This is a genomic window from Haloarcula mannanilytica (assembly GCF_005406125.1).
Classification (GTDB): domain Archaea; phylum Halobacteriota; class Halobacteria; order Halobacteriales; family Haloarculaceae; genus Haloarcula; species Haloarcula mannanilytica.
Genome location: NZ_BIXZ01000006.1, coordinates 98335 through 121459 on the forward strand (window position 1 = coordinate 98335; position 23125 = coordinate 121459).

A 23125-nucleotide genomic window follows, 5' to 3' on the forward strand; every position below is an offset into this window, starting at 1 on the left:
TAGCGCCTTTGCAGGTTGTATAAAATGACAACAATTACCAGTGCCGAGACAGAATCCGGAGACATGACGGACGTTATTATCGTCGGCGGCGGTCCCGCCGGCCTGAGCGCTGCACTGTTCGCACAGAAAAACGGGCTGGAAACGACGGTGTTTGACACCGACGGGACCTGGATGCACAAAGCACATCTGTTCAACTACCTCGGTGTCGGATCACAGGACGGGTCCGCGTTCATGGAGACCGCCCGGACACAGGTCGACAGTTTCGACGTTGACCGGAAGCAAGGAACGAAAGTAACCGACGTGGGGCAGACCGACGCCGGATTCGAGGTCACAACCGACGACGGGACACACGAGGCCGACTATCTCGTCCTCGCGACGGGGGCCAACCGGGACCTCGCTGACTCCCTGGGCTGTGACATGACCGATGAGGATGTCGTTGACGTGGACGTGACGATGGAGACGAGCGTCGACGATGCCTACGCGACGGGTGCGATGGTCCGAGCGGAGGAGTGGCAGGCCGTCATCTCGGCCGGCGACGGCGCGGCGGCGGCGCTGAATATTCTCACGAAGGAGAAAGGGGAGCACTTCCACGACTTCGATACGCCCGCCGATGCGGATGCGCTGTTCGGCCCGTCGGAGTAAGTCCTGAACTGTCCCGGGGGCGACTCGTCCATTGCGAGCCCTCGAACATTGTTTTTACCCGCGTCGATTCACCAGTCGGAGACTAACGAGGACTCACAGCGCCGATCTCGGGACCCACCGTAGATAAGCAGGTGTGTAATCCGCTGTGTCAGTTTCCTCGCCTTCTCGCTGTGGCTGTTTCGGCATCACAAGGCGACGGACCGAATTATCGACTGATTCACTATGGTGTCGAAGGGCTTACTGCCTTCTGTGAAGGAGTTCGAGTTCACCATCAGGTTCACTGCGGGCACCGACCCGGTAATGGACCTGTTTCAGGAGTACCCGACGCTACGACTCCGGAACGCGACCTGTACCGTCACCGGCGATGCAATGTGGCGAATCGACCACGTGGACGGTCCCGCTGACGCCATCTCGGCCTTTGACGACGTGTTTCTCGATGATAGCCACTGCAACGAGTGCCTCGACGAGCACTGCTGTTCCGGGACGCGGGAATACCAGATTCTCGACCGCCGACCGACCGCCCGGACTGTCTACACCTACCATACAAAGACAGACCGGTGCTGTGCCGTCCCCGCTATCGTCACCGACCACATTGGCGACGGCGTCGTCTACGAATCGAACCGCACTGGCGGCGAGTATCGATGGCGGGTGTTGTCACCGGTCGATACGTCTCTAGATGCGCTGTTTGACCAACTCGACTCATCGCTTAGGGACGGGCTAACGTTAAATATCGACCGCATGGGGAACGCCGAACTCTGGCGCGATAAAACGCAACCTGCGTTTCCGCACTGAACTTTCAGACGCTTTCAATGGCGTATACTGTGTATTAGAATGTAATGCGCCTGCTATTTAAACACCAGTTCGACAGCGCGTCGGGAAATCAGTGGACCGACCGGTCGTCGCTCTCGTCGATGCCTTCGATCGGATCGGCGTTGCCGAAGGCTGGTTCGGGTCCGTCTCCGGCTGCGGCCCACTCGCAGGCGTTGGCGAGGACCTGCTGGATCTCCTCGTTGTGGTAGATCGGATAGGTCTCGTGGCCCGGCCGAAAATAGAAGACCCGGCCTGCACCCCGGCGGTAGCAACAGCCCGACCGGAACACCTCGCCGCCCTCGAACCAGGAGTTGAACACGAGTGTGTCCGGCGCGGGAATGTCGAAGCGTTCCCCGTACATCTCAGTCGCCGGTAGTTCGATATACTCGTCGACACCGTCGGCGATGGGATGGCCAGGTTCGACTACCCACAGTCGCTCGGTCTCGGCGGCTTCACGCCACTTCAGACTGCAGGTCGTCCCCATCAATTCGCGGAAGATTTTCGAATAGTGGCCGGAGTGGAGGACGATGAGGCCCATCCCGTCGAGGACTCGCTCTTTCACTCGGGCGACGACTCCGTCGTCTACCTGGTCGTGGGCGGCATGGCCCCACCAGGTCAGCACGTCCGTCTTTGCCAGTACCTCCTCGGTCAGTCCGTGTTCTGGCTCCTGTAGCGTCGCGGTTCCCGTGTCGAACCCACGGTTTTCGAGCGCCGCGGCGATAGCGCCGTGAATCCCGTCGGGGTACAGATCCGCGACCGCCTCGTGTTCCTGTTCGTGGACGTTCTCGTTCCAAACCGTGACGTGTGTCATGGCATGTGGTTTCCCTGTCGCCCGTAACGACGTTCGCCAAGCGGCAATCCGTGCGACCGGTGGCTGCCGTTCGCCATGGCCCTGCACTGAGAGGCCTCTGCGATGTCCTATCGGAGATCGTGCCCTCCAACTCAGTGCCGGGTGTCTGGTTCGTAAACACCGCGCGCCAGTGCTGTCCCAGCGGGGGTATGAGTGGCTTGCGTCTGGCCCCCCATCCAGCCTGATTTCGAGCCACGTCCACAGGACTGTGAATACGGTCTTCAAACTGCCGAATACAGACGACTGTATCGGTCTCCTGTGGGAGTACACTCGAGTGAAATCGTGGCGTAAACCACCGCTATCCCGGATACACACGACTGTACCTCGTTGTGCTCGCTCAGTTGGCATATCCCCTGATTTTCACGCTTACAGCGATTCTCGCTCCCGTTTCCGAGACATTCTGTGTAGATAATAATGTAAACAGTAGATAAGTATAAATACTGCCTGCCGGACGACGTGACTGATGCACCCTACCAGAAACCACTGTATCGGAAGGTTTCGAGCGATAGAGCCGTGTCCCGAGGTGGTTCGGAAATGAGATATCGTAACCGCCTCCTGGGCCACGTAGCTAGTGAACGTGCGAACTGTCCGAACGAACGGATATCGGGGGTGAAAACATATGTCTGAGCACACGCTGGTGCTCCTTGCACTGCTGCCGCTGGCGACAATTGCGGTGCTGATGGTCGGACTGTACCAGCCCGCGACGCGGACGATGCCTATCGCGTGGGCAGTGGCGGCTGTCGCCGCCTTCGTCGGCTGGCAGATGTCGCCACAGCTGATCGCCGCCGCGTCGATACGCGGTGCGCTGACGGCGACCAGAATCCTGGTCATCGTGTTCGGGGCGATACTCTTGCTGTACACGCTGAAACAGTCCGGCGCGTTCGAGGTCATCAATGCCGGGTTCTCCTCGATCAGCGACGACCGGCGCGTGCAGGTCATCCTGCTCGTCTTCCTCATGGGGTCGTTCATCGAGGGCGCAGCCGGCTTCGGGACGCCCGCGGCCATCGTCGGCCCGCTGCTGGTCGGCCTGGGCTTCCCGCCGTTAGCAGCGGTGGTCGTTGCACTCACAGGGAACATTCTCGCAATCACCTTCGGTGCTGTCGGAACGCCGCTGATTATCGGACTGCGTGACGTAGTGTTCGCAGAGGGCACGGGCGCGGCACAGCAGGTGCTCCAGCAGGGCGGCTTCGAAAGCGTCGGCGCGTACGTCGCCCAGATCGGTGTGTGGGCGGCGATTATCCACGCCATCGTCGGTATCGCGATTCCTTTCATCGGGGTCGCCATGATGACCCGCTTCTTCGGCGAGGAGCGGTCGATCAAGCCCGCGCTCGAAGTCCTCCCGCTGTGCCTGTTCGCGTGGGCTTCCTTCGCAGTCCCCTACGTCGCCACCGCGTACTTCCTCGGCCCGACGTTCCCGGGCCTGCTGGGTGCGATGGTCGGGCTGCTCGTGGTCACGACCACGCTGCGCGCCGGCTACTTCCTCCCCGAGGAGGAGTGGGACTTCGGCCCCCAGGACCAGTGGCCGGACCACTGGATCGGCAGTATCGAACCCGGAGAGGGCGTCGGTACTACCACGGGTGGCAGCCGGGAGGGGACTGTCGCGGCTGACGGCGGCACGGCATCCTTCGCGGAGTCCCACTCGCAGGATATGTCGCTTGGCATGGCCTGGCTGCCGTACCTCCTCGTGGCCGCACTGCTCGTCGTGACCCGCGTCGTGAGTCCGATTCAGGAGTTCCTGTCGACGAACGGTGTTCTCCTGTGGAGCAACATCCTGGGGACGCCGTTCTCGGAAGGCGTCGAGCTGTTCTACCTCCCCGGGAGCCTCTTCGTTCTCGTCGCCGTTCTCACGTACGCACTGCATGGGATGAACACCGATGAAATCAAAGCGTCTTGGAGTGAAGCGCTCCGGAACATTGCGCCGGCCGTTGTCGCGCTGTGGTTCGCGGTCGCGACGGTTATGATAATGCAACGGACCGGCAGTGCCGTCGTGCTGGAGGCCGCGCCGATCAACTCCGGAATGCTCGGCCTGCTGTCGGAGATCACGGCGAGTGGGACCGGTCAGATGTTCCCGTTCTTCTCGGGCTTCATCGGTGCGTTCGGCGCGTTCATCGCCGGATCGAACACAGTCAGTGACATCCTGTTCGGACTGTTCCAGTTCCAGGCTGCCCAGCAGATCGGTGCGCCGACCCAGATCGTCGTCGCCGCACAAGCAGTCGGCGGCGCAATCGGCAACCTGATCGCGATCCACAACGTGGTCGCCGCCCTCACAGTGGTCGGTCTCATCGGTGAGGAGGGCCGCGTCATCCGTCTGGAACTGATACCGGTGCTGTACTACGGTGTGTTCACAGGTATACTGACGCTCATCCTGGCGTACGTCGTGGCACCGGGCGCGTTCTAACTCGACTCACTCTCTTTCTACTCATGGCATACGACTCCCGACCCCCCGAGCAGCGTACTCCGGCGACAGACCCGAGCGCGAACTACGATTACCAAGGCGACAGCGGCCACCGACCAGACCTCGTAGCGGCCCTGGAGCGCCGCGTGGACGGCGATGTACGCTTCGATACCTACACCCGAGAGCTGTTTGCGACCGACGCGAGCGCCTACGAGCAGCTCCCAATCGGTGTCGTCTCACCCGTTTCGACCGAGGACGTGGTCGCGGTGATGACGTACTGCGCCGACGAGGGCATCCCTGTCCTTCCACGGGGCGGCGGGACCAGTCTCGCCGGACAGGCCGTCAACGAGGCGGTCGTCCTCGATTTCAAGCGACACATGGACGAGGCGCTGTCGGTCGACCCCGAGGCCCAACAGGCTCGCGCGCAGGCCGGTATCACCATCGCTCGGCTCAACGACCACCTCGAACCACATGGGCTGAAGTTCGCGCCGGATCCTGCCTGGGGCGACAAGAGCGTCCTCGGCGGCGCAATCGGGAACAACACGACTGGCGCACACTCGCTGAAATACGGCAAGACCGACGCCTACATCGAGGAGTGCGAGGTCGTACTCGCAGATGGGACCCACACGACCTTCGGCTGGGTCGACGTTGAGGACCTCGAAGCACGGGCGGCCGAGGCCGGCCCGGACGCCGACCTCGAAACGCGTATCTACGCCGAAGTCGCTCGCATTCTCGAAGAGGATGGCGCGGAAATCGACGCAAAATATCCGGACCTCAAACGCAACGTCTCGGGGTATAACCTGGATGAACTGGTCGACAGCGCCAGGGAGCGTGGTGCGGTCAATCTTGCCAGACTGCTCGCCGGGAGCGAGGGGACGCTGGCCGTCGTGACGGAAGCGACGGTCTCGCTCGAACCCGTTCCCAACGCTACAGCCGTCGCCATGCTGACCTACGACGACATCATCTCGGCGATGCGGGACGTGGCCCCCATTCTCGACCACGACCCTTCGGCCGTGGAGGTGATGGACGACGTGCTCTTGGATCTCGCCGCGGAGACCCCGGAATTCGCCGATGTCGTCGGTCTGCTCCCCGAAGAGACCGACTCGACGCTGCTCGTCGAGTTCTACGCCGACTCGGCCGACGATGGCGCACAGAAAGTCGCCGACCTGCTCGCCGACCGGCTTCCGGGCTACGACGCCAGAGAATCACCGAGCGACGGGGCAACAGCTGTCACCGACGCTCCGGTCCACGCCGTCGACGCGCTGGAAGCCTACGACGCGGACCGGCAGGCGAAGTTCTGGAAGATGCGCAAAGCCGGACTGCCGATTCTGCTGTCGCGGACCGGCGACGACAAGCACTGGCCGTTCGTCGAGGACACGGCCGTCCCGGCCGAGAACCTCCCGGAGTACGTTGCCGATATTCGGGAGCTGTTCGACGAGCACGACACCTTCGCGTCGTACTACGCTCATGCCGGCCCCGGCGTCCTCCATATCAGGCCGCTGTTGAACCTGAAATCCGAGGCTGGTATCGAGACGATGGAAGCGATCTCGGACGCCATCACGGACCTCGTCGTCCAGTACGACGGGTCGGTGTCGGGGGAACACGGCGACGGTCGCGCCAGAACCCAGTGGAACCGCAAACTGTACGGCGACGACCTCTGGGAGACGTTCCGGGACCTGAAGTCGGCGTTTGACCCCGACTGGCGTCTGAATCCGGGCAACATCTGCGGCGACCACGATCCGGCCGAGAGCCTCCGATACGATCCGGACTACGAGTTCGACGCGGGCTTCGAGCCGACGCTCGACTGGGACAACGAGAACGGGTTCCAGGGGATGGTCGAACTCTGTCACGGCTGTGCGGGCTGTACCGGCCACCAGGAGACCACCGGCGGCGTCATGTGTCCGACCTACCGCGCCGCCGAGGAGGAGATCACTAGCACGCGCGGCCGGGCCAACATGCTCCGGTCGGCGATGGACGGCGACCTTCCCGATGATCCCTTTGAGGAGGAATTTGTCACGGAAGTACTGGACCTCTGTATCGGCTGTAAGGGCTGCAAGAAGGACTGCCCGAGCGGCGTCGACATGGCCAAACTCAAAGCCGAGGTGGTCCACGAGCACCACCAGCGCGAAGGCATCTCGCTGCGGGACAAACTGTTCGCCAACGTCGAGACGGTGCTCTCGGTCGGGAGCGCGTTCGCTCCGGTGTCGAATTGGCTGATGGACCTGCCGGGCTCGGGACTCCTCATGGAGAAGACGGTCGGCATCACGCGTGAGCGGACGTTACCGGCCTTTCACCGGAGGACGTTCCGGGACTGGTGGGCGGACCGCGGCGGGGCACAGGTCCCGGCAGCCGAAGCCGACCGGAAGGCGCTCGTGCTCGCCGACCCGTATACGAACTACAGCCACCCGGATGTCGGGAAAGCGGCCGTGCGGGTGCTGGAGGCGGCGGGCATTCACGTAGCAGTGCCCGACGACGTGACCGACAGCGGACGGCCAGCGTACTCAAAGAGCATGCTGGACCACGCCCGCGAGACGGCCCAGGCGAACGTCAGCACGCTGACCCCGCGGATCCGCGAGGGCTGGGACGTGGTCACCATCGAACCCTCCGATGCGGTCATGTATCAGGTCGACTACCGGGACCTGCTGTCGGGCGACGATGCCGAGATAGTTGCGGAGAACACGTACGGCGTCTGTGAGTACCTCGACACGTTCCGGCTGGGGGAGGCCATTGCCTTCGATGAACCGGGCGACTCGCTGGCGTATCACGGCCACTGTCACCAGAAAGCGACGAAGAAGGACCACCACGCCGTCGGCGTCCTCAGACGGGCCGGGTACGATGTCGATCCGCTGGATTCGGGCTGTTGCGGGATGGCCGGGAGCTTCGGCTATGAGGCCGAACACTACTCGATGAGTGCGGGTATCGCCGATCTCCTCTTTGGACAGATCGACGACTCGCCCGCCGAGCAGGTCGTCGCGCCCGGCGCGTCCTGCCGGTCCCAACTTGAGGATTTCGGGGACAGTGAGACGGAGCCGCCACATCCTATCGAGATGGTCGCGGCGGCACTCGATTAGGACGGCGTGTCGGGTACCATCGGACTGTGGTCAGAACCCGATGCCGTCCCGCTGCCTTACTGTCACGCCGTGGCCCTCTACCGTCGACTGAAGCGCTTGCGTGAACGGTTCGGTGTCGAACTGCCCGTGGACTCTGACCGTGGTCGCGGCACCTGTCCGCGGCCGCGCTGTTATCTTTGGCCGACCGACACGACCGCCCGAGTGGATGTCGATTCCGTCGAGGGTATCGTACGGCTGCGTTTCGACCGCTTCGGCGGTTTCGATGGCCGCGGGCACGCCCTCCTCGACTACTCGTGACGCGAACGCGGCGGCTCGCTGATCGGGGGACCCGAACACCAAGTCGACGGGCGTCAGGTAGTCGTATTCGACAAAGTAGGCCCGCTCCGTACAGAACAACACGTCGAGCAGCCGGAGCGGGTACGACCCCCGCATCGTGTAATGCAGGTGGACGCGGAGTTCGTCGGTCACGAGAACCACCCTTGTGCAGTGGCGGCCTCAGCGACCGTCCCGTCCGCCGCGACCTTCGCCCGTCCCACCCGATACATCGTATACGCCTGTACGAGCAGATAGATAGTCCAGAGGGCGTACCCGCCCGGTGCGCTGCCGAGCAGGGTGGTCCGGACGGCAAACGTCCCCAGTCCCAGCTGTGTCGCCAGCCCGGTTCCAATCAGGAGGACGCTGAAATAGCCGAAAAACGCCGCGGCGACCCACATCGCGGCGACGCGGCCCCAGCCTGGCATCGTATGCTCCGGGAGCCGGACCGCGTTGACGAGCTGGACGATGACGATGTACGGCCACATCAACAGGCCGGACATCGCTGCGCCGACAACCAGGAGTCCGAAGGGATCGTCTATCGATATCGGGAGGATGAGAATGAGAATGCCCCAGCCACAGAAGACAGTCAGCAGTCCCCAGAACAGCCGCGGCAGGCTCCAGCCCGCGTCCCGACCGTATAGTTCGTAAATGATGTCGGAACTGTTTCGGACAAACGACTCGATGATCGCGTATTCTGTCGTGAACAGAGCGAGAAACAGCGTGACGTAGATGACACTCGTTGCGAGCCCGCCGACGGAGGGCACGATTTCGATGAGCCACATGTCGACCGCGTCACTCGTCGCCCCCGGTGCTTGTGACACCGCGATGACGACCAGCATCGTCGTGACGAGGAGGAGGCCCAGCAGGAACGTTAACAGGTGTTCGAGCTGGGTGACGCGCCACCAGCCGCGCCACCGTTTGAGATTCTGCGTGTCCGGCGTGAACGCGAATCCGTCCTCGTGGACCGTCTCGGGGTCGTCACCAGCGAATGGGTTCTTGATCCGGCCTTGGTATCGACCCATGCCGTAGCCTTTCTCCCGTATCCAGAGGCTCTGTGAGAGGTTGAGGTATCCGCCCGCCCCGGCATAGGCCAGCGCCCCGACCAGGACGGCGATGGTTCCGACCGGCGAGTAGTCCCCGACTTCGGTCAGGCTCCCCGGGACGCCGACCAGCACGTCGACTGACCCGATGAGAACGAACAGCAGTAGCGTGAACGCGATAGACAGCGCGACCAGAACGAGCTGCAGACTCTCGACGACATTGTACATCAGTGGTGTCACCTGGTAGGTAACCCAGATGAACACCATGAGCGCGATGCCGAACAGCCGCCAGCCCACTATCTCGACGCCGGCGAGGTCGTACGTGCCGAGTGCGAGCCCCTCGGCACCGATCTGTGCAGCACTCGCGGCCCACCCCGGCCAGCCGAGGCTGATGAATCCGCCGAGTAGCATGGCTAGCGGGAGGATCGGGTGGACCCGCTCGAAGGCACGAAAGACGCTCTCGCCGGTGGCCAGCGTCCACCGCTGTATCTCCGTGTTGACGATGAAATGGAGACAGACGGCCACGAGAAACAGCCAGTACAGCCCCCACCCGTAGCTGGCGACGAGATGGGGCCAGAACAGGGTCTCACCGCTGCCAAGTGAGGCCCCCAGCATGATCGCGCTGGGACCGACGACGTGGCGGAGCTTCGGGACCTTCGGCAGCGTGAGCTCCCTGAACCGCCCGCCCGATCCGGTGTCAGGGTAGTCGTCGGTTTCCGGTGCCGCTTCGAGATTGTCGTACGCGACCGGGGTGTAGGAGGATATCGGATAGCGCTGCTCCGCGAGGGAGGCGTACACCTCCGAAGTTTCCGACTCCGACTCGTCCGCTACGTCCGACTGGTCCATCGGCTTGTCCCCTGTCATCGGAGAACTCACCCACCGACGTAGTGCCAGACGTGTTCGTGGTCGGCGGCGAGGTCGACCTGTGGGAGGTCTTCGAGCGCGGGTCCGATGGCTTCCCACCACTCGTCAGCAGTCTTGTAGCCCGCCGGATGCTCCTGAAACACCTCCGTAATGAGCTTTCCAGCATCGGTGTCGGGGTTTTCGCGGAGATAGTCGTACGCGGCCTTCAGCGCCGCGCGCCGGTCATCGAGTACTGCCCCCGTCCCCGGCAAGTCCGCGTCGGCGATGCTGTGTTCGACGGGCGGCTCCCGCTGCTGTTGCGGTCCTGTGTCGGAGCCGACGAGCTGGGAGAACGGAATCCACCAGACCCGACTCCGCGCGCCGACCTTCCGCGTTTCGAGCGCCCCTCGTTCCACCAGTGTTTCAAGCTTGTTGTGGGCCGTTTTCCGGGAACAGCCGAGCGCGTCCATCACGTCGGTTGCCGTCAACGGCTTCGCCTGGTCTGTGCGGTCTCGAAACACCGAGAGCACTCGCTCCGGTGTGAACTCTGCCGTGGACGGTGGTGAACTGTCAGCCTGCCCATCGTCCGCGGTGTTGCTCATACGTACCCCATTACAGTCGTATGTAATAGATTTTTCTGGAGTTTTCCACGTCGGATACTGCCGACCAGCGCTCGAAGCGTAACATCATATGGGACCATTCTCGGCTCGTCTGGACCTCACTCGGCCGGTTCGGGGGCAGGAACGGACTGCTCGGTTTCGACGACCGCTCGCTCGGGTAACTCCGTATCGGGCGTCCGTCCGAGCGTCAGGAGGCGCTCTGTCAGTGTGAGTTCTTCCGGGCTAGGGCTAGGTTTCTGGGCCTCCTCGTAGTCGACGACGACCTGTCCGTCCTCGGCGGTAATCCGAACCGCACAGAGCTGGTAGGACGGATAGAACACCGGTGGGAGGAGCCCGATGATCCCGTCCCGGCGGTGGAGGCGCTTGAGCCAGGTCCCGCTGTTGACGATCAGGCCGCCCTCGACCCGCTTGACGCTTGGCCGGTGCGTGTGGCCGTAACAGAAGACGACCGCCTCCTCGTTCTCCTCGAACACCTCCTGTGCGGCGTCCCTGTACGGCGTTTCGGTGTCAACCGTGAGGTCAGTCTCGAAGACGCCAAAGCGGTTGATCGTCTTCTTGATGTCCCGCCGCAGGAGATACAGCGGAATTCCAACGAGCAATAGGACCCCGGCCAGGGACGCGTTCACCACGAGCAGGAACCAGACCGCGGCCCCGACCGTGCCGAACTGGCCCAGAAACGTCTCCGTGGTTTCGACCGGCGCGGACCAGACGCCGAGCAGGTTCAGCGCCGCCAGAATCGCCAGGATAGCGCTGACGTTAAAGAGCAACAGGAACGGGACCAGGGCGTACCGCAGCAGCGGGTTCATCTCCCGATAGAAGTACTTCGAGAGCATCCACACCGGCACCCGCTCGGTCGGCGTGACGGCCTGCACGTCTTTGAGCCAGTTGTACCGGCCACGGTCCGAAAGCTGACCCGCTCGACTCGTCACGAGCGTGTTGTAGTAGTAGCCAAGCGGCGTCACGTTGGTATCGCCCCAGTCCTCGATGCGGTTGTTGGGGTCCTGCTGATTGCCGTGTTCGAAGTGAATGGCGTGGTCCCCGACCGGGCGAGTGATCGACTTCGACTGGACAAGGTCCACGTTGTAGGCCGCGAACCGCTCGACGTACTCGTCATAGGCCGCGAGTTCGTGGTCGTGATTGCCCGGTACCAGCGTTATCGGGATGTTTTCGCCGGTCCGCTCTAACTGTTCGAATAGAGAGGGGTAGGTCGCTTCCAGCACGTCGAACTTCTCTAGTCCGGACACGCCGGTGAACTCCCAGAGACCGAACGCGTCGCCGTTGATGACTAACTCGGCGTCCTCGTCGGTGGTCTCCAACCGCGCCAAAAAATCCAGGAGTTCGTCGAGGAACTCCACCTCCTCCAGTTGCTCGTCACCGCCGATGTGGAGGTCGCTTATCACGTAATAAACGCGGTCGTCGGCGGTGCCGTCCATTGGAATACGGGTTCTTGATCCATGGACAAAGGCGTTGCTTTCCGGGAACTCACAGCGGGAGACCGTCAGACAACCGGGCGTCCCGCGGGCAGATGCGTGCCCCGCCGATATCGAGACCTGTCCGGTTACAGTTCCAACACGGCTCGGAATCGCGCCTCGTTGTCGATCATCCGCCCGTAGGCCGTCTCGACCTCTTCGAGCGGGTAGGTCTCTATTTCCGGCGTGATATCCCGGAGCGAACTGAACTCAAGCGTGTCCTGTGAGTCCCGTGCGTGTCCGGAGGCCCAGCCCTCGACGGCACCCCGGGTCTGGACGAGGTCCATGGCGGTCACTTCGACCGGTTCGCCGGGGACGCCGACGACCACGACGGAGCCGTCGACGCCGATCCCGCTAACGATGGAACTGATGGCGTCACTCGACGGCGCTGTCGCCAGCACCACGTCGGCCCCGCCGAGTTCCTGCAGCCGCTGGCCGGCATCCACTTCCGTCGCGTTGATGAAGTGGTCTGCCCCCAGTTCCGTCGCCAGTGACTCTTTCTCCGGTGTCCGAGAGATGGCGGCCGTCTCGAAGCCGGCCGCATGAGCGTATTGAATCCCGAGGTGGCCGAGTCCACCGACGCCCTGGACGGCGACCAGGTCACCCGCGTTCGCATCGCTGTTCCGGAGCGCGTTGAACGTCGTCACGCCCGCACAGAGCAGCGGTGCCGCTGCCGCCGCGTCAAGCGATTCCGGAATCTTCGCGAGCGCTTCCGACGGCGCGGTCATGTACTCGGCGTACCCACCGTCGTAGGTGAGTCCGGTGACTTCGCCGTTTTCACACTGCAGGAAATTCCCCTGTCGACACTGGTCACACGTCGAACAGTGGCCGCCGTGCCAGCCGACGCCGACCCTGTCACCAACGTCCCAGGCGTCGACACCGTCGCCGACGGCGTCCACGTGTCCCGCCACCTCGTGGCCGGGAACCCGTGGATACGAGATGGCCGGGTTGGTCCCCTCTTTCGTGAACACGTCGCTGTGGCAGATCCCGCAGGCGTCGACCGAGACGCGGACTTCGCCGTGGTCCGGTTCGGGCACGTCTCGTTCGACGACTTCGAAATCAGCACCTGGCTCAGGCACGACCGCTGCTTGCATTGTGTTCGGCATAATTTTACGTTCGGCTCGACGCGGATAAGCGGCCAGTTAGCAGCTATCTGTACGGACCACGATTGCTGTATGTATCGTCGGTCGAGAGGCACTTCTTAGACCGCAACTCAAGCAATATCCGACCGGAACTCCGGGACCCCGCTGCTACCAACGTCAGAAATCCGGAAGAGTGCGCCGGCCCCGTCACCCTGTCGCCGTCGGTGAGCGCCGTCGTCAGATACAGATCGGTGTACTCTGGGCCGCCGAACGTGACCGACGAGACCTTGCGTGCGGGCAGGTCGAGTTCGGTCACGGCTTCGCCGGTCGGTGCGTACCGAACGACCCTCCCACCGTTCCAGCGGGCCGACCAGATATGATCGTCCGCGTCGACAGTCATGCCGTCGGGGATTCCCTCTTCACCGGAGAGATCGATGAACGTGCGCTTGTTCGACACCGCGCCGGTCGCGCGGTCGTAGTCGAACGCGTATATCTGATGGGCTTCGGACTCGGTGAAGTAGAACGTCGCCAGATCGCTGGAAAAGCCCATGCCGTTCGGGATATCCACGTTCTCGATGACGAGCGAGACGGAGCCGTCGGTGTCGAGCCTGTACAGGTCACCGAGGTGGTCGTCGCCCGGCATCGTTCCGCAGAACACCCGCCCCTCCGGGTCGGCGATGACATCGTTGAACCGCGTGTCGGCATCGATTTCGGCAACGAGCCGCGTCGAATCGTCTCCGGGCACGAACCGTTCGACCCGCCGCTGGGTGAACAACAGGAACGCCCCGTCGGATTCGATGGTGTACCCGCCGATTGGGGCACCGTCCGTCTCGTATGCGACCGCGTACTCGTCGGCCACGGGATCGTACTCGAAGAGACGGCCGGCGGGGATGTCGACCCAGTAGAGACGTTCCTCGTCGGGGTGCCACAGCGGGCCTTCGCCTGTGTGAGCGTGCGTGTCGGCGACGCGATCCGGATGTGTCATGGCGCGATGTTCGCAACTCAGTTCCTTGAGCGTACTGCTCCGAACCTATGGCGGAATTTCCCGACGCCGGTGCTATTTCAGGACCGGAGTCGCTGGATGCGCTTCTCCGTCGGCGGATGGGTCGAGAACAGTTTCTCGAACAGCCCCTTGTCCGCGTTGAAGATACAGAGGGCGTTCATGCTGTCCTCCACTTTCGATTCCCGCCCCTCGGCACCGCGAGAAATCTTTTCGAGCGCGCGGGCCAGCGGTTCCCCGGTTCCGATGGCTCGGCGAGCGTCAGCGTCGGCGACGTACTCCCGATACCGAGAGATTGCCAGCACGAACACCATAACCAGCGCGTTCGCGAGCGAGGAGGCGACCATCGCCATAATCCAGGAACCCATGTTTCGCTCGCCGCCGAAAAGTACCGCGAAGTACGCGACGTAGCCGACGAGCATGCCGATGGACTGGCCGATGACCATCGTGATTACATCCCGGTTCTTGATGTGGGCCAGTTCGTGCGCGATGACGCCTTCCAGTTCGTCGTCGTCCAGTAGTTGCATCAGTTCGCTCGACACGACGACGACGCCAGCGCCTTTCCGCCCGACTGCGAAGGCGTTGGGAACGCCCATGTCCATCACCATCAGTCGCGGCTCCTCGATACCCATATCTCTGCAGAGCCGCCGGACCATCTGGTGGACGTAGCCAAAGCGATTGTCGTCCGGCATGTCCTCCGCGCCCCGGAGTGCCAACCACTTCCCGAGTTTGTACTGAATGGCCGGGACAACGAGAATCCCGACGAGGAGCACCGGGACCAGCGGCAGGCCCAGCAGCACCGACAGCGCCGTGCCGGCGAACACGTAGAACGCGAACAGGATCGCACCGACGACAAGCATCCGAACCTGTAAGCCGAAGTCTGTCATACAGGGACAAGTCCGCCCGGCCGTATAAACCGTCTGGCCCAGGATTCCGCTCGTGTCACTGGATTTATCGGCGATTCGGCGTCGTTCGGAACGCGTAACGCCGCCAGCTATGCCTTTCGGCGATACGCCAGCCGTCACGCAGGCTCCGCAGCGAACTGATACACGGCGAGAATACCGCTGCATAGGGGAGCCGAAAACCTATGCACCTGGGTTCAAAAGAGCTCTCGCATGGCTCTCCAACGTTCCGTCGGGCGGTTCCGACCGTACTCCGTCCCGGTCTGCCTGTTTGTCGTGGTCGCGGTCGCCGTCCTCCTTGTACCGCCACTGGTTCTGGGGGAAGCCAGCGGGCGCACGTACGCCCTGACCGCGGCCGTTCTCATCGTCGCAATCTCGTCGGTCCTCCCGTACGCCGTCGCCGTCGGCGTACTCACGGTCCCGTTTCTCTATGCCGGGGTCGGAAGCTACGCGGATCCGGGCGTTATTCCGGCCTCTGAAGAGTCGTTCTCGGTGATGGGGGCACTCCGACACATCGTCGCCGGGATCTCGTACGTCGTCGCGGCCGCAGCGGTCGGCGCTGTCGGCATCGGTATCGATTTCGCGGCCTCAAGCGGCTCCACACCGCTTCCGAGGGTAGGTTTTCCCCCGTTTCTGGCCCTCGGAGGTGCAATCGTCGCTAGTGTCTTCGTCGCAGTCCAGCTCTGGCGGTACGACGGCGGATTCGGGGATTTGGACCACGGTTCGGTTCTCGGCACGGTTGCCCTCGGGGCACTCCTCGCTGTATCGCCTCTCGTTGCACTCTGGGTATTCGGGTCGTTCGGGTTCTAGAGGCTGTGTCGGTGACGTGTTCGCTCTCCGACAGGCGGCCCTTCCCACCGGCTTCCCAACGGCTTAAAGGCGCAAGCACTGGGGTCCGATAATGACACAGCAACAGTCTCCGACAGCGGGTGGCCCGCGAGCGGACGGTATGCCGATGCTCGGTCTCGGAACGTGGCAGAACGACGACGCGGAACAGTGCGCTGAGAGCGTCCGGACGGCCCTTGAGGCCGGCTATCGACACATCGACACTGCACAGGCCTATGACAACGAAAGCGCCGTCGGCGACGGTATCGCCGCGGCCGACGTGGACCGCGACGATATCTTCCTGGCGACGAAGGTGTGGATCTCGAACCTCTCGCACGACGACGTGATCGAGACGACCGAGGAGAGCCTCGACAAACTCGGCGTCGAATCGCTTGACCTGCTGTACATCCACTGGGCGGCCGGCGAGTACGACCCCGAGGAGACGCTGCCGGCATTCGACGAACTCGTCGACCGCGGGTTGATCGACCGCGTCGGCGTCTCGAACTTCGAACCCCACCACGTCGAAACGGCGATGGACGTGCTCGACGCGCCGGTGTTCGCAAATCAGGTCGAGACGCATCCGTTCCTCCAGCAGTCGGAACTCCGCGAGCACGCGGTGGAGCAGGACTACGAACTGGTCGCGTACTCCCCGCTGGCACGGGGCGAAGTCTTCGGGCACGATGTCATCGAAGCCATCGCTAAGGACCACGGCGTGAGCGAAGCCCAGGTCAGCCTCGCGTGGCTCCGCGAGAAGGGCGTGACGGCCATCCCGAAGGCCACGAGCGAGACCCACATCAGGGACAACCTGGCGAGCCTCGACCTGTCGCTGACCGACGCCGAAATCGACCGTATCGACGGTATCGAGACGGTCGACCGGCGGATCAATCCGGACTGGTCGCCGGCCGCCTGGGACTGATCGTAATTAGTGTAGATTATTTCCGGATAGCGCCGCCCCCAGGGGTCGGCGTGTACCGGTAAATCGCTACACTAATCACTATGAGACGGGCGTTCGCTCGCCTTCTTCTATCTATCGTGGGCTGTGATGAACGGAGGTAATATATCGTGATAGATTATATCTAATAGTTCTATTTAATATTGATAACTCGGCGTATAGGTTTTTACTCACACAGCCTTTCTCAGCCGTATAGTGCCTGTGAGAGATTCGGATTTGACAGTCGTCCACATCGGCTCCGCTACGGACCTCATTCACCAGGCAGTCACGGCAGCATCGGAGATCGGCAGTCCGGACTGTTTGGTTTCCGTCGACGCCGACCAGTTGGAACTCTCCTCTCTGGACCGCGCTGCTATCCGCGTTATCGTCTTCGAAGTGGATCCTGAATCTGATCTCGACCGGCTAAACGAACTTCTGGCGGCCTATCCCGAGGTCCCGGTCCTCGCAATCGTTCCAGAAGCTGCTGCGGTGGACACTGCAATTGCAGCCGGTGTGGCGGACGTGTTCATCCGGCGGGACGGCATCAACGAGGCGACGCTCCTCGCCCGGCGTATCGAGGCAGTGGCAGCCACACGGACGCGAGATCTGAGATTGGGTGAGTCGACCGAGCGGCTCATCGACACCATCGATGACCTGTTCTACGTGATCGACATGGATGGCACCCTCGTTCGCTGGAACGACACCTTCCGTGATCTGACCGGGTACGAGGACAGCGAACTGGCGGAGATGCATGCATTTGACTTCTTTACCGGGACTGACAAGGACCAGATCGCGGAGGCAATCGCGAAGATTTCGGAACATGGCTCTGGGTTCGTCGAAGCAGCGCTCGTCTCAAAAGACGGAACCTCGACGCCGATTGAGTATACAGGAACCCTGATAACCGACACGGACGGGTCCCCAGAGGGGATTGTCGGTATCGGGCGCGATGTGGCCGACCGTCGGGAACGCGAAGACCGGCTGGTCCGACTCCGCCAGTCCGTCGAAACGATCACCGACAACGCACCGGTAACACTGTTCGAGGTTGACCCAGACGGGACTGTTTCGAGCGTTCGCGGTAAAACGCTCGCCCGGGCTCTGGACCAGCCGACCGTTCAGGGTCTGTCTCTCGACGAGTGCTTCGGTGACCAGCCCGAGGTGCAGGGCGATATCGAGGCCGCCCTCACTGGTGACCCGAACCGCAGGCTCGTCGACATCGGTACGTCGACGCTGGAGCTGTGGCTCCAACCGCTGCTGGAAGAAACGGGTACCGTCAACCGGGTTATCGGCCTGGTGCTTGACGTGACTGCCAGAGAGGAGCGTGCGAAGATGCTTGACCAGATCCAGGCCAACGCGGGAGAGGTCATTTGGATGTCCACCCCCGGCAAGGAGGCGATGGACTTCATCAGCGACTCCTACGCGGACATCTGGGGGCGACCGCCGGACACACTCCGTGAGGACGCCATGTCGTTCGTCGAAGCCATCCATCCCGACGACCGCGACAGGGTCGAGGCAGCACTCACCGAACAGCGCACCGACCCGGACGCCTACGAGGAAACGTACCGCGTCGTCCACCCGGACGGGACAGTCCGATGGGTCCACGACCAGGCCGCCGGCGTTTACGAGGACGGCGAACTCACGCGCATCGTCGGTATCGCGACTGACATTACCGTTCGAAAGCGACGCGAGCAGGAACTCGAACTGAAGAACCGCGCCATCGAGACCGCACCGGTCGGCATCGCGATTCACACCGCGGACGAACCCACCCACCAGATAACGTACGTCAACGAGGCGTTCGAGTCGATAACTGGCTACGACCGCGACGAGCTTACAGGTCGCTCGATTGGGCTGCTCGCTGGTGAAGACACCTACTCAGGCCGTATCGAGGCGGTTGTGGACGCACTCGAAACGGGTGCTCATCTCTCCACAGTCGCTATCTTCTACCGGGCGAACGGGACGCCCTTCTGGGGACGCGTCGACATTGCCCCGGTTGTCGGAACCGACGGCGACGTGACGCATGTTGTTAGCTTCCTGCAGGACGTAACCGAGTCCAAAGAGCACGAACAGGAGATCGAGCGTCACCTGACGGAGTTCAGCGAGGTGCTGGCTGAGGATCTCGGCATCCCGCTGGAGACGGCACAGACTCATCTGGACACCGCTCTTGAAAGCGGATCACACGAGGACATACAGCAGGCGGAGCAGTCGGTCAACCGCGTGCTGTCGCTGGTCGAGGACCTCACAACGGTCCACTCGTTCTCGGTCAAATCACGGCGTGTCTCGGAAGCAATACGTGACAAAGAACCCACAAACACCGAGCAAAATGAGTAATGCAACGGACTGTCTGCTCCGGTGGTCTGTCAGGCCGGTGATCGGTGACTAACTCCGATGGGACTGCCCGCATCAACAGTCGTCATCTGCGAAGACAACAAAACCCGGTCCGACCTCTATACGCTCTGGCTGGAGACATACGAGGTTGAACAGGCACTGACGGAAAAACAGGCCGTTGCGGCATTCGATGGGGACACAGCTGTTCTCATTATCGGCCACTCGTTTAGCGACGGTGAAACCGATACAGTAATCGAACAGTGTGAGTCACAGGCACCACGGTGTCGTATCCTCGGGATTCGGGAGCAATCTGGGGCGCTTCCGGTGTCAAAATATGACACCGAGCTGTCGCGGCCAGTCTTCGAAGCGGATCTCACCGAGTGTGTCAAGGGGTTAGTCTGTCGTGCGAATTATCAGCTCTTACTCGAACACTACTACCGGACCACGGTCGCGATGTCATCGTTCGAGTGGCAAGCGGACGACGAGCCAGTGGACGATGATCGGTATAACCGACTTCGACAGCGTGCTAAGCGTCTGCAAAACGGATTGAGTCAACTCCGCACACGTATGGCTGACGAGGATGTCCGGGCTGTCGTTCGTGACATCACAGTCGATGAAATCACGGGGGTCGATAGCAAGGAGTCGTTCAAGAACAAGTACCGACCTGACGGCTGTTCACGGTGTGGGCAAGACTGGAGTGAGCCGACAGACGGCGACGCGTCCGCCACGCAACTGGGCGCATACGTCTGGCGATGCGTCAACTGTGGTCACGTGCAAATGCATACGGACCCCAGCCATCGACATATCGGGTCATACCGGTGAGGGTCGCCAGGGTGTAGCTAACTGGGACCTGCTGGCACCCGGTCCATGACACTACATCTCCCACAGCCCTCTTCACATTTCGACCCCTTGAACACACAATGAGACAACTTCGCTTTCGGGGGTGGTCACGCTGACCTGGCCGATGCTGCGGTCCACGGCCAGGGATCGCCCTTCAATTCCGGCCCGCTACCGTGACAGCGCGCTGTTCGTTCTGCTCGCCGTGTTGTTCGGTGGGTCCTTCGTCGCTATCAAGACCGGGCTCCGCGAGCTGCCGCCGGTGCTGTTTGCGGGTCTCCGGTTCGATCTGGCGGCGGTGACGCTACTCGGGTATATCGCCCTCACCCGGCCCCGGTCGACGTGGCTGCCGCGGACCCGCGGGGATGTCGTCGGTATTGGGATGGCGGCGCTGTTCCTCATCGCGCTCAACAACGGGCTGTTGTTCCTGGGCCAGGGCGCGACGACCCCCGCAGCGGCGTCCGTGATGTACGGCTTGAACCCGATACTCGCACCCGTGTTCGCCTGGTGGCTGCTCGGCGAGCGCCTCTCCTGGCTGGGTGCGCTGGGTATCGGTATCGCCCTGAGCGGCGTTATCCTCATCGTGCAACCGTCGCCATCGACGTTTACCGACGCCAGCGCCGTCGGACAGCTCCTCGTTCTCGGCGCCGCAGCGGCGGTGGCACTGGGCAGTGTGCTCCTCCAGCGTGTCGGCCCCGACATGGACAGCACGCCGCTCACTGCGTGGGCGATGGCCGTCGGCGCGGTCCTCCTCCACGCTGCCAGCCTGCTGGTCGGAGAGCCACCCACGGCCGTAATCGGCATCGGCCCTGAAACCATTGCGAGCATCGTGGCCGTGGGCATCCCCTCGACGGCGGTCGCGTACGCCATCTACTTCGGCCTCATCAAGCGCATCGGGCCGGTCCGTGCGAACCTGGTCGCCTACGTCGTCCCGATCTTCGCCGCGCTCATGGGCTGGGTCCTGCTCGGCTCAGCGGTGTCGCTGTGGACGCTGGTCGGGTTCCTGGTCGTCGTTGCGGGCTTTGTGCTCATCGAGCGGGAAACGCTCCGTGCGGAACTGCGGCGGCTCTACCGCCGGATCGGTGCCACGTCGTCGTCGTCTCAGACGCCGCCGTGTGACGATTGAGGCTCTCTTAGACACCCTCAATCCGCGGAACTTCGAAATACGCCCCTATCCGAGTGCAAATACGCATCCGGCGAAAAGAGAGATCGATGACTGATAGGGACCACGCGAACGCCGGGTATCGGCGGCTGTTCGAGGGGGACGGGCTCTCGTTTGGACTCGGCTTTCCACTTACGGGCGAGAAGGAGTCGACACCCGATGTCGACGCGGAACTCCAGCTGGCGAGCCACGCCGAGTCGGTCGGCTTCGACGGGCTGTGGGCGCGGGATGTCCCAACGTACTGGCCGCGGTTCGGGGACGCCGGCGGGGCCTTCGACCCGTGGTCGCTCCTGTCGCATGTCGCCGCCCACACGGAGTCGGTCGCGCTCGGCACCGCGAGCATCGTCCTCCCGCTGCGCCATCCGATCCACGTAGCGAAGTCGGCCGCGACCGTCGACCGGCTCTCCGACGGGCGTCTCGTCTTGGGGGTGGCGTCCGGTGACCGCGATCCCGAGTATCCGGCCTTCGGTGTCGACCCCGATACTCGCGGCCAACTGGTCCGCGAGAGCGTCAAGGCGCTTCGCACGCTCTGGCGCGAGGACTACCCGACTATCGAGGGGGCGTGGGGTCGCCTGGACGGCGAACTGGATGTCCTCCCCAAACCGACCACCGAGACGCTCCCGCTCTTTCCGACCGGGAACGCCAGACAGTCCACAGAGTGGATTGCCGAGAACGGCGATGGCTGGATTTTCTACCATCTCCCCGAGTCGACGCTGGAGTCGTACCTCGAAACGTGGCGGGGGCACACGTCCGACAAGCCGTTCACGATTGCCGTTCAGGTCGAATTCGCCGATGACCCAACGGCAGAACCCGAACCGCTCCATCTCGGCTATCGGGCCGGCGTCGAGTGGTTCCGGGAGTACTTCCGTCGGCTCGACGACTACGGCCTGGATCACGTCATCATCGGCCTTCGCGCCGCGGAGCCAGAGACGGCGATGACGACGTTCGCAGACGAAATCGTCGACGAGTTGTGACGGTCGGAGGAAGATGTTCGCGGGCACGGCTTTCGGTGAGACTGCCGTAGCCGGTACCAATGACCGACCGGCAGGCGCAACTCCGCACGCTGGCTGGGGAGCTTACGGACTATGACCCGATTACCGACGCGTTTCTCGCCAAGAGCTTCACGGACCAGTTGCTTATTGTCGATGTCCGCGACGGCGAACCGCTCCCGGCCGATGTCATCGACCGGCTCGCTGACCACGACTTGCATCCGGCCGACAGCGTGTACGGCGACGACGGCGGGAGTCCATCCGCTGTCGGCGACGTTGGCAACGCGACGCGTCACCACTTCGTCGACGTGCAAACTCGCGGCTCACACCGCTCGTACGTTGTCGAGTGAGACCGGCACACACCCCGGCTCTCAGGGGTCAAATTCGCCCCGCTTGAGCCCCTTCCGGACGGGGTCGTGTTCCGCGTCGGTCGGTGGTGGAGCGGTCACCAGTAGCGCTTCCAGCCGACTGTCTGCATCCGCTTTGACACCGCGATCAGTGTCGGCCTCGACAACCACTACGTCGCCGGGTTCGACCGTCCGTTCCGTCTCCCCGTCACGGACGACACCGGTCCCGGACTGGACGTGTATCGCCACGTCGCTCCCGGGCGCGTGTACCGGGATGAACTGTCCGGGTTCGAAGTAGCCACAGACGACTTTCATCCGGTCGCTGCGGAACACTTCGACGGCCGAGAACTGGTCATCGTCGTAGCTTCGGGCGGTGTCGAAATCTGTCGCCGTCATCGCGCTCCCCCCTCGCTACCGCAGGCAAGTACAGTCGTGGACGTGGCATCGAGACCGGTCGATACAGTCTGAACCGATCCCCGGCGGTCGGGCGAGCGCGCTCCCCGTCGGTTTCGCTGCTGTCGTATCATGCGTACAACTCCGCCCGCACTACCGAAAGTATCGGTCCCGAACCGCTTCGTCCGAGAGTGCTCCCGGTCCCCTGCGTGTATATAAAACCCATCCGAACATCTTCCCGACAAAAATCACGGATAGTGCCTATAAAGACCCTCTAAAT

The 23125-nt window shown here is 62.8% G+C and carries 19 protein-coding genes and 1 pseudogene; 11 read left to right on the plus strand and 9 right to left on the minus strand.

The genetic code is table 11. From position 1 onward, the window contains the following. Positions 1 to 63 precede the first annotated feature (63 nt). Both Harman_RS15400 and Harman_RS15405 read left to right on the plus strand, forming a co-directional pair. The gene (locus tag Harman_RS15400) at positions 64 to 642 is read left to right on the plus strand and encodes an NAD(P)/FAD-dependent oxidoreductase (protein WP_137684771.1); all 579 of its coding nucleotides are present in this window, start codon (positions 64 to 66) and stop codon (positions 640 to 642) included. A 249-nt stretch (positions 643 to 891) separates the two neighbouring features. Continuing rightward, a complete protein-coding gene (locus Harman_RS15405; protein ID WP_235007228.1) occupies positions 892 to 1434 on the plus strand; it encodes a hypothetical protein in 543 nt (180 codons plus the stop codon). Positions 1435 to 1522: 88 nt separating this feature from the next. Here the strand turns inward: Harman_RS15405 and Harman_RS15410 are convergent, their stop codons facing one another. After that, complete coding sequence (locus tag Harman_RS15410; protein ID WP_137684671.1) at positions 1523 to 2263, minus strand: ThuA domain-containing protein; 741 nt, start codon at positions 2261 to 2263, stop codon at positions 1523 to 1525. Positions 2264 to 2921: 658 nt separating this feature from the next. On the opposite strand from Harman_RS15410, the gene Harman_RS15415 reads away from it, so the two are divergent. Together Harman_RS15415 and Harman_RS15420 are read left to right on the plus strand one after the other, a co-directional pair. After that, positions 2922 to 4700, plus strand: coding sequence for an L-lactate permease (locus tag Harman_RS15415; protein WP_137684672.1), 1779 nt, complete (start codon positions 2922 to 2924; stop codon positions 4698 to 4700). 23 nt (positions 4701 to 4723) lie between these two features. Further along, positions 4724 to 7768 (plus strand): FAD-binding and (Fe-S)-binding domain-containing protein, encoded by a 3045-nt coding sequence (locus Harman_RS15420; RefSeq protein WP_137684673.1) that lies wholly within the window; start codon positions 4724 to 4726, stop codon positions 7766 to 7768. A 30-nt stretch (positions 7769 to 7798) separates the two neighbouring features. Here Harman_RS15420 and Harman_RS15425 read toward each other — a convergent pair whose 3' ends face one another. The 7 genes and pseudogenes from Harman_RS15425 to Harman_RS15455 all read right to left on the minus strand — a co-directional run bounded on the left by Harman_RS15425 (position 7799) and on the right by Harman_RS15455 (position 15024). Beyond that, positions 7799 to 8245 carry a hypothetical protein gene (locus Harman_RS15425; RefSeq protein WP_137684674.1) on the minus strand — a complete coding sequence of 149 codons (447 nt, stop codon included), beginning with the start codon at positions 8243 to 8245 and terminating at the stop codon, positions 7799 to 7801. Next, positions 8233 to 9987, minus strand: a complete 1755-nt coding sequence (locus tag Harman_RS15430; RefSeq protein ID WP_137684675.1) for an Nramp family divalent metal transporter — start codon at positions 9985 to 9987, stop codon at positions 8233 to 8235. Before Harman_RS15430 ends, Harman_RS15425 begins: the two co-directional genes overlap by 13 nt. Positions 9988 to 9995: 8 nt before the next feature. Next, positions 9996 to 10568 carry a helix-turn-helix domain-containing protein gene (locus Harman_RS15435; RefSeq protein WP_137684676.1) on the minus strand — a complete coding sequence of 191 codons (573 nt, stop codon included), beginning with the start codon at positions 10566 to 10568 and terminating at the stop codon, positions 9996 to 9998. Positions 10569 to 10684: 116 nt separating this feature from the next. After that, the gene (locus tag Harman_RS15440) at positions 10685 to 12019 is read right to left on the minus strand and encodes a metallophosphoesterase (protein WP_137684677.1); all 1335 of its coding nucleotides are present in this window, start codon (positions 12017 to 12019) and stop codon (positions 10685 to 10687) included. 125 nt (positions 12020 to 12144) lie between these two features. Beyond that, on the minus strand, positions 12145 to 13149 hold the full coding sequence (locus Harman_RS15445) for an alcohol dehydrogenase (protein ID WP_200830926.1): 1005 nt from the start codon (positions 13147 to 13149) through the stop codon (positions 12145 to 12147). Positions 13150 to 13268: 119 nt separating this feature from the next. Then, positions 13269 to 14122 (minus strand): annotated as a pseudogene (locus tag Harman_RS15450) (SMP-30/gluconolactonase/LRE family protein). A gap of 77 nt (positions 14123 to 14199) precedes the next feature. After that, positions 14200 to 15024: a M48 family metallopeptidase gene (locus tag Harman_RS15455; RefSeq protein ID WP_137684679.1), complete on the minus strand. Its 825-nt coding sequence runs from the start codon at positions 15022 to 15024 to the stop codon at positions 14200 to 14202. A 228-nt stretch (positions 15025 to 15252) separates the two neighbouring features. Here Harman_RS15455 and Harman_RS15460 point away from each other — a divergent pair, with 228 nt between their 5' ends. The 7 genes from Harman_RS15460 to Harman_RS15490 all read left to right on the plus strand — a co-directional run bounded on the left by Harman_RS15460 (position 15253) and on the right by Harman_RS15490 (position 22455). Then, positions 15253 to 15849, plus strand: coding sequence for a hypothetical protein (locus tag Harman_RS15460; protein ID WP_235007230.1), 597 nt, complete (start codon positions 15253 to 15255; stop codon positions 15847 to 15849). A 139-nt stretch (positions 15850 to 15988) separates the two neighbouring features. Next, a complete protein-coding gene (locus Harman_RS15465; RefSeq protein ID WP_137684773.1) occupies positions 15989 to 16780 on the plus strand; it encodes an aldo/keto reductase in 792 nt (263 codons plus the stop codon). Positions 16781 to 17011: 231 nt separating this feature from the next. Further along, the gene (locus Harman_RS15470) at positions 17012 to 19120 is read left to right on the plus strand and encodes a PAS domain S-box protein (protein WP_200830910.1); all 2109 of its coding nucleotides are present in this window, start codon (positions 17012 to 17014) and stop codon (positions 19118 to 19120) included. A gap of 57 nt (positions 19121 to 19177) precedes the next feature. After that, the gene (locus tag Harman_RS15475; RefSeq protein ID WP_137684681.1) at positions 19178 to 19939 is read left to right on the plus strand and encodes a response regulator receiver protein; all 762 of its coding nucleotides are present in this window, start codon (positions 19178 to 19180) and stop codon (positions 19937 to 19939) included. Between the two features lie 142 nt (positions 19940 to 20081). Continuing rightward, on the plus strand, positions 20082 to 21080 hold the full coding sequence (locus Harman_RS15480) for a DMT family transporter (protein ID WP_137684682.1): 999 nt from the start codon (positions 20082 to 20084) through the stop codon (positions 21078 to 21080). An 86-nt stretch (positions 21081 to 21166) separates the two neighbouring features. Beyond that, on the plus strand, positions 21167 to 22090 hold the full coding sequence (locus tag Harman_RS15485) for an LLM class oxidoreductase (RefSeq protein ID WP_137684683.1): 924 nt from the start codon (positions 21167 to 21169) through the stop codon (positions 22088 to 22090). A gap of 59 nt (positions 22091 to 22149) precedes the next feature. Then, positions 22150 to 22455: a hypothetical protein gene (locus Harman_RS15490; protein ID WP_137684684.1), complete on the plus strand. Its 306-nt coding sequence runs from the start codon at positions 22150 to 22152 to the stop codon at positions 22453 to 22455. 21 nt (positions 22456 to 22476) lie between these two features. Here the strand turns inward: Harman_RS15490 and Harman_RS15495 are convergent, their stop codons facing one another. Then, entirely contained in the window at positions 22477 to 22848 is a 372-nt protein-coding gene (locus tag Harman_RS15495; RefSeq protein WP_137684685.1) for a cupin domain-containing protein, read from the minus strand. Positions 22849 to 23125: the final 277 nt, after the last annotated feature.

Bases quoted from the DNA above. Each gene is read 5' to 3' on its own strand.
- Harman_RS15435 (WP_137684676.1), bottom strand. From the start codon at position 10,568: ATGAGCAACACCGCGGACGATGGGCAGGCTGACAGTTCACCACCGTCC.
- Harman_RS15410 (WP_137684671.1), bottom strand. From the start codon at position 2,263: ATGACACACGTCACGGTTTGGAACGAGAACGTCCACGAACAGGAACAC.
- Harman_RS15460 (WP_235007230.1), top strand. From the start codon at position 15,253: ATGGCTCTCCAACGTTCCGTCGGGCGGTTCCGACCGTACTCCGTCCCG.
- Harman_RS15480 (WP_137684682.1), top strand. From the start codon at position 20,082: ATGCTGCGGTCCACGGCCAGGGATCGCCCTTCAATTCCGGCCCGCTAC.
- Harman_RS15440 (WP_137684677.1), bottom strand. From the start codon at position 12,019: ATGGACGGCACCGCCGACGACCGCGTTTATTACGTGATAAGCGACCTC.
- Harman_RS15485 (WP_137684683.1), top strand. From the start codon at position 21,167: ATGACTGATAGGGACCACGCGAACGCCGGGTATCGGCGGCTGTTCGAG.
- Harman_RS15490 (WP_137684684.1), top strand. From the start codon at position 22,150: ATGACCGACCGGCAGGCGCAACTCCGCACGCTGGCTGGGGAGCTTACG.
- Harman_RS15400 (WP_137684771.1), top strand. From the start codon at position 64: ATGACGGACGTTATTATCGTCGGCGGCGGTCCCGCCGGCCTGAGCGCT.
- Harman_RS15445 (WP_200830926.1), bottom strand. From the start codon at position 13,149: ATGCAAGCAGCGGTCGTGCCTGAGCCAGGTGCTGATTTCGAAGTCGTC.
- Harman_RS15415 (WP_137684672.1), top strand. From the start codon at position 2,922: ATGTCTGAGCACACGCTGGTGCTCCTTGCACTGCTGCCGCTGGCGACA.
- Harman_RS15420 (WP_137684673.1), top strand. From the start codon at position 4,724: ATGGCATACGACTCCCGACCCCCCGAGCAGCGTACTCCGGCGACAGAC.
- Harman_RS15475 (WP_137684681.1), top strand. From the start codon at position 19,178: ATGGGACTGCCCGCATCAACAGTCGTCATCTGCGAAGACAACAAAACC.
- Harman_RS15465 (WP_137684773.1), top strand. From the start codon at position 15,989: ATGCCGATGCTCGGTCTCGGAACGTGGCAGAACGACGACGCGGAACAG.
- Harman_RS15455 (WP_137684679.1), bottom strand. From the start codon at position 15,024: ATGACAGACTTCGGCTTACAGGTTCGGATGCTTGTCGTCGGTGCGATC.
- Harman_RS15495 (WP_137684685.1), bottom strand. From the start codon at position 22,848: ATGACGGCGACAGATTTCGACACCGCCCGAAGCTACGACGATGACCAG.
- Harman_RS15430 (WP_137684675.1), bottom strand. From the start codon at position 9,987: ATGACAGGGGACAAGCCGATGGACCAGTCGGACGTAGCGGACGAGTCG.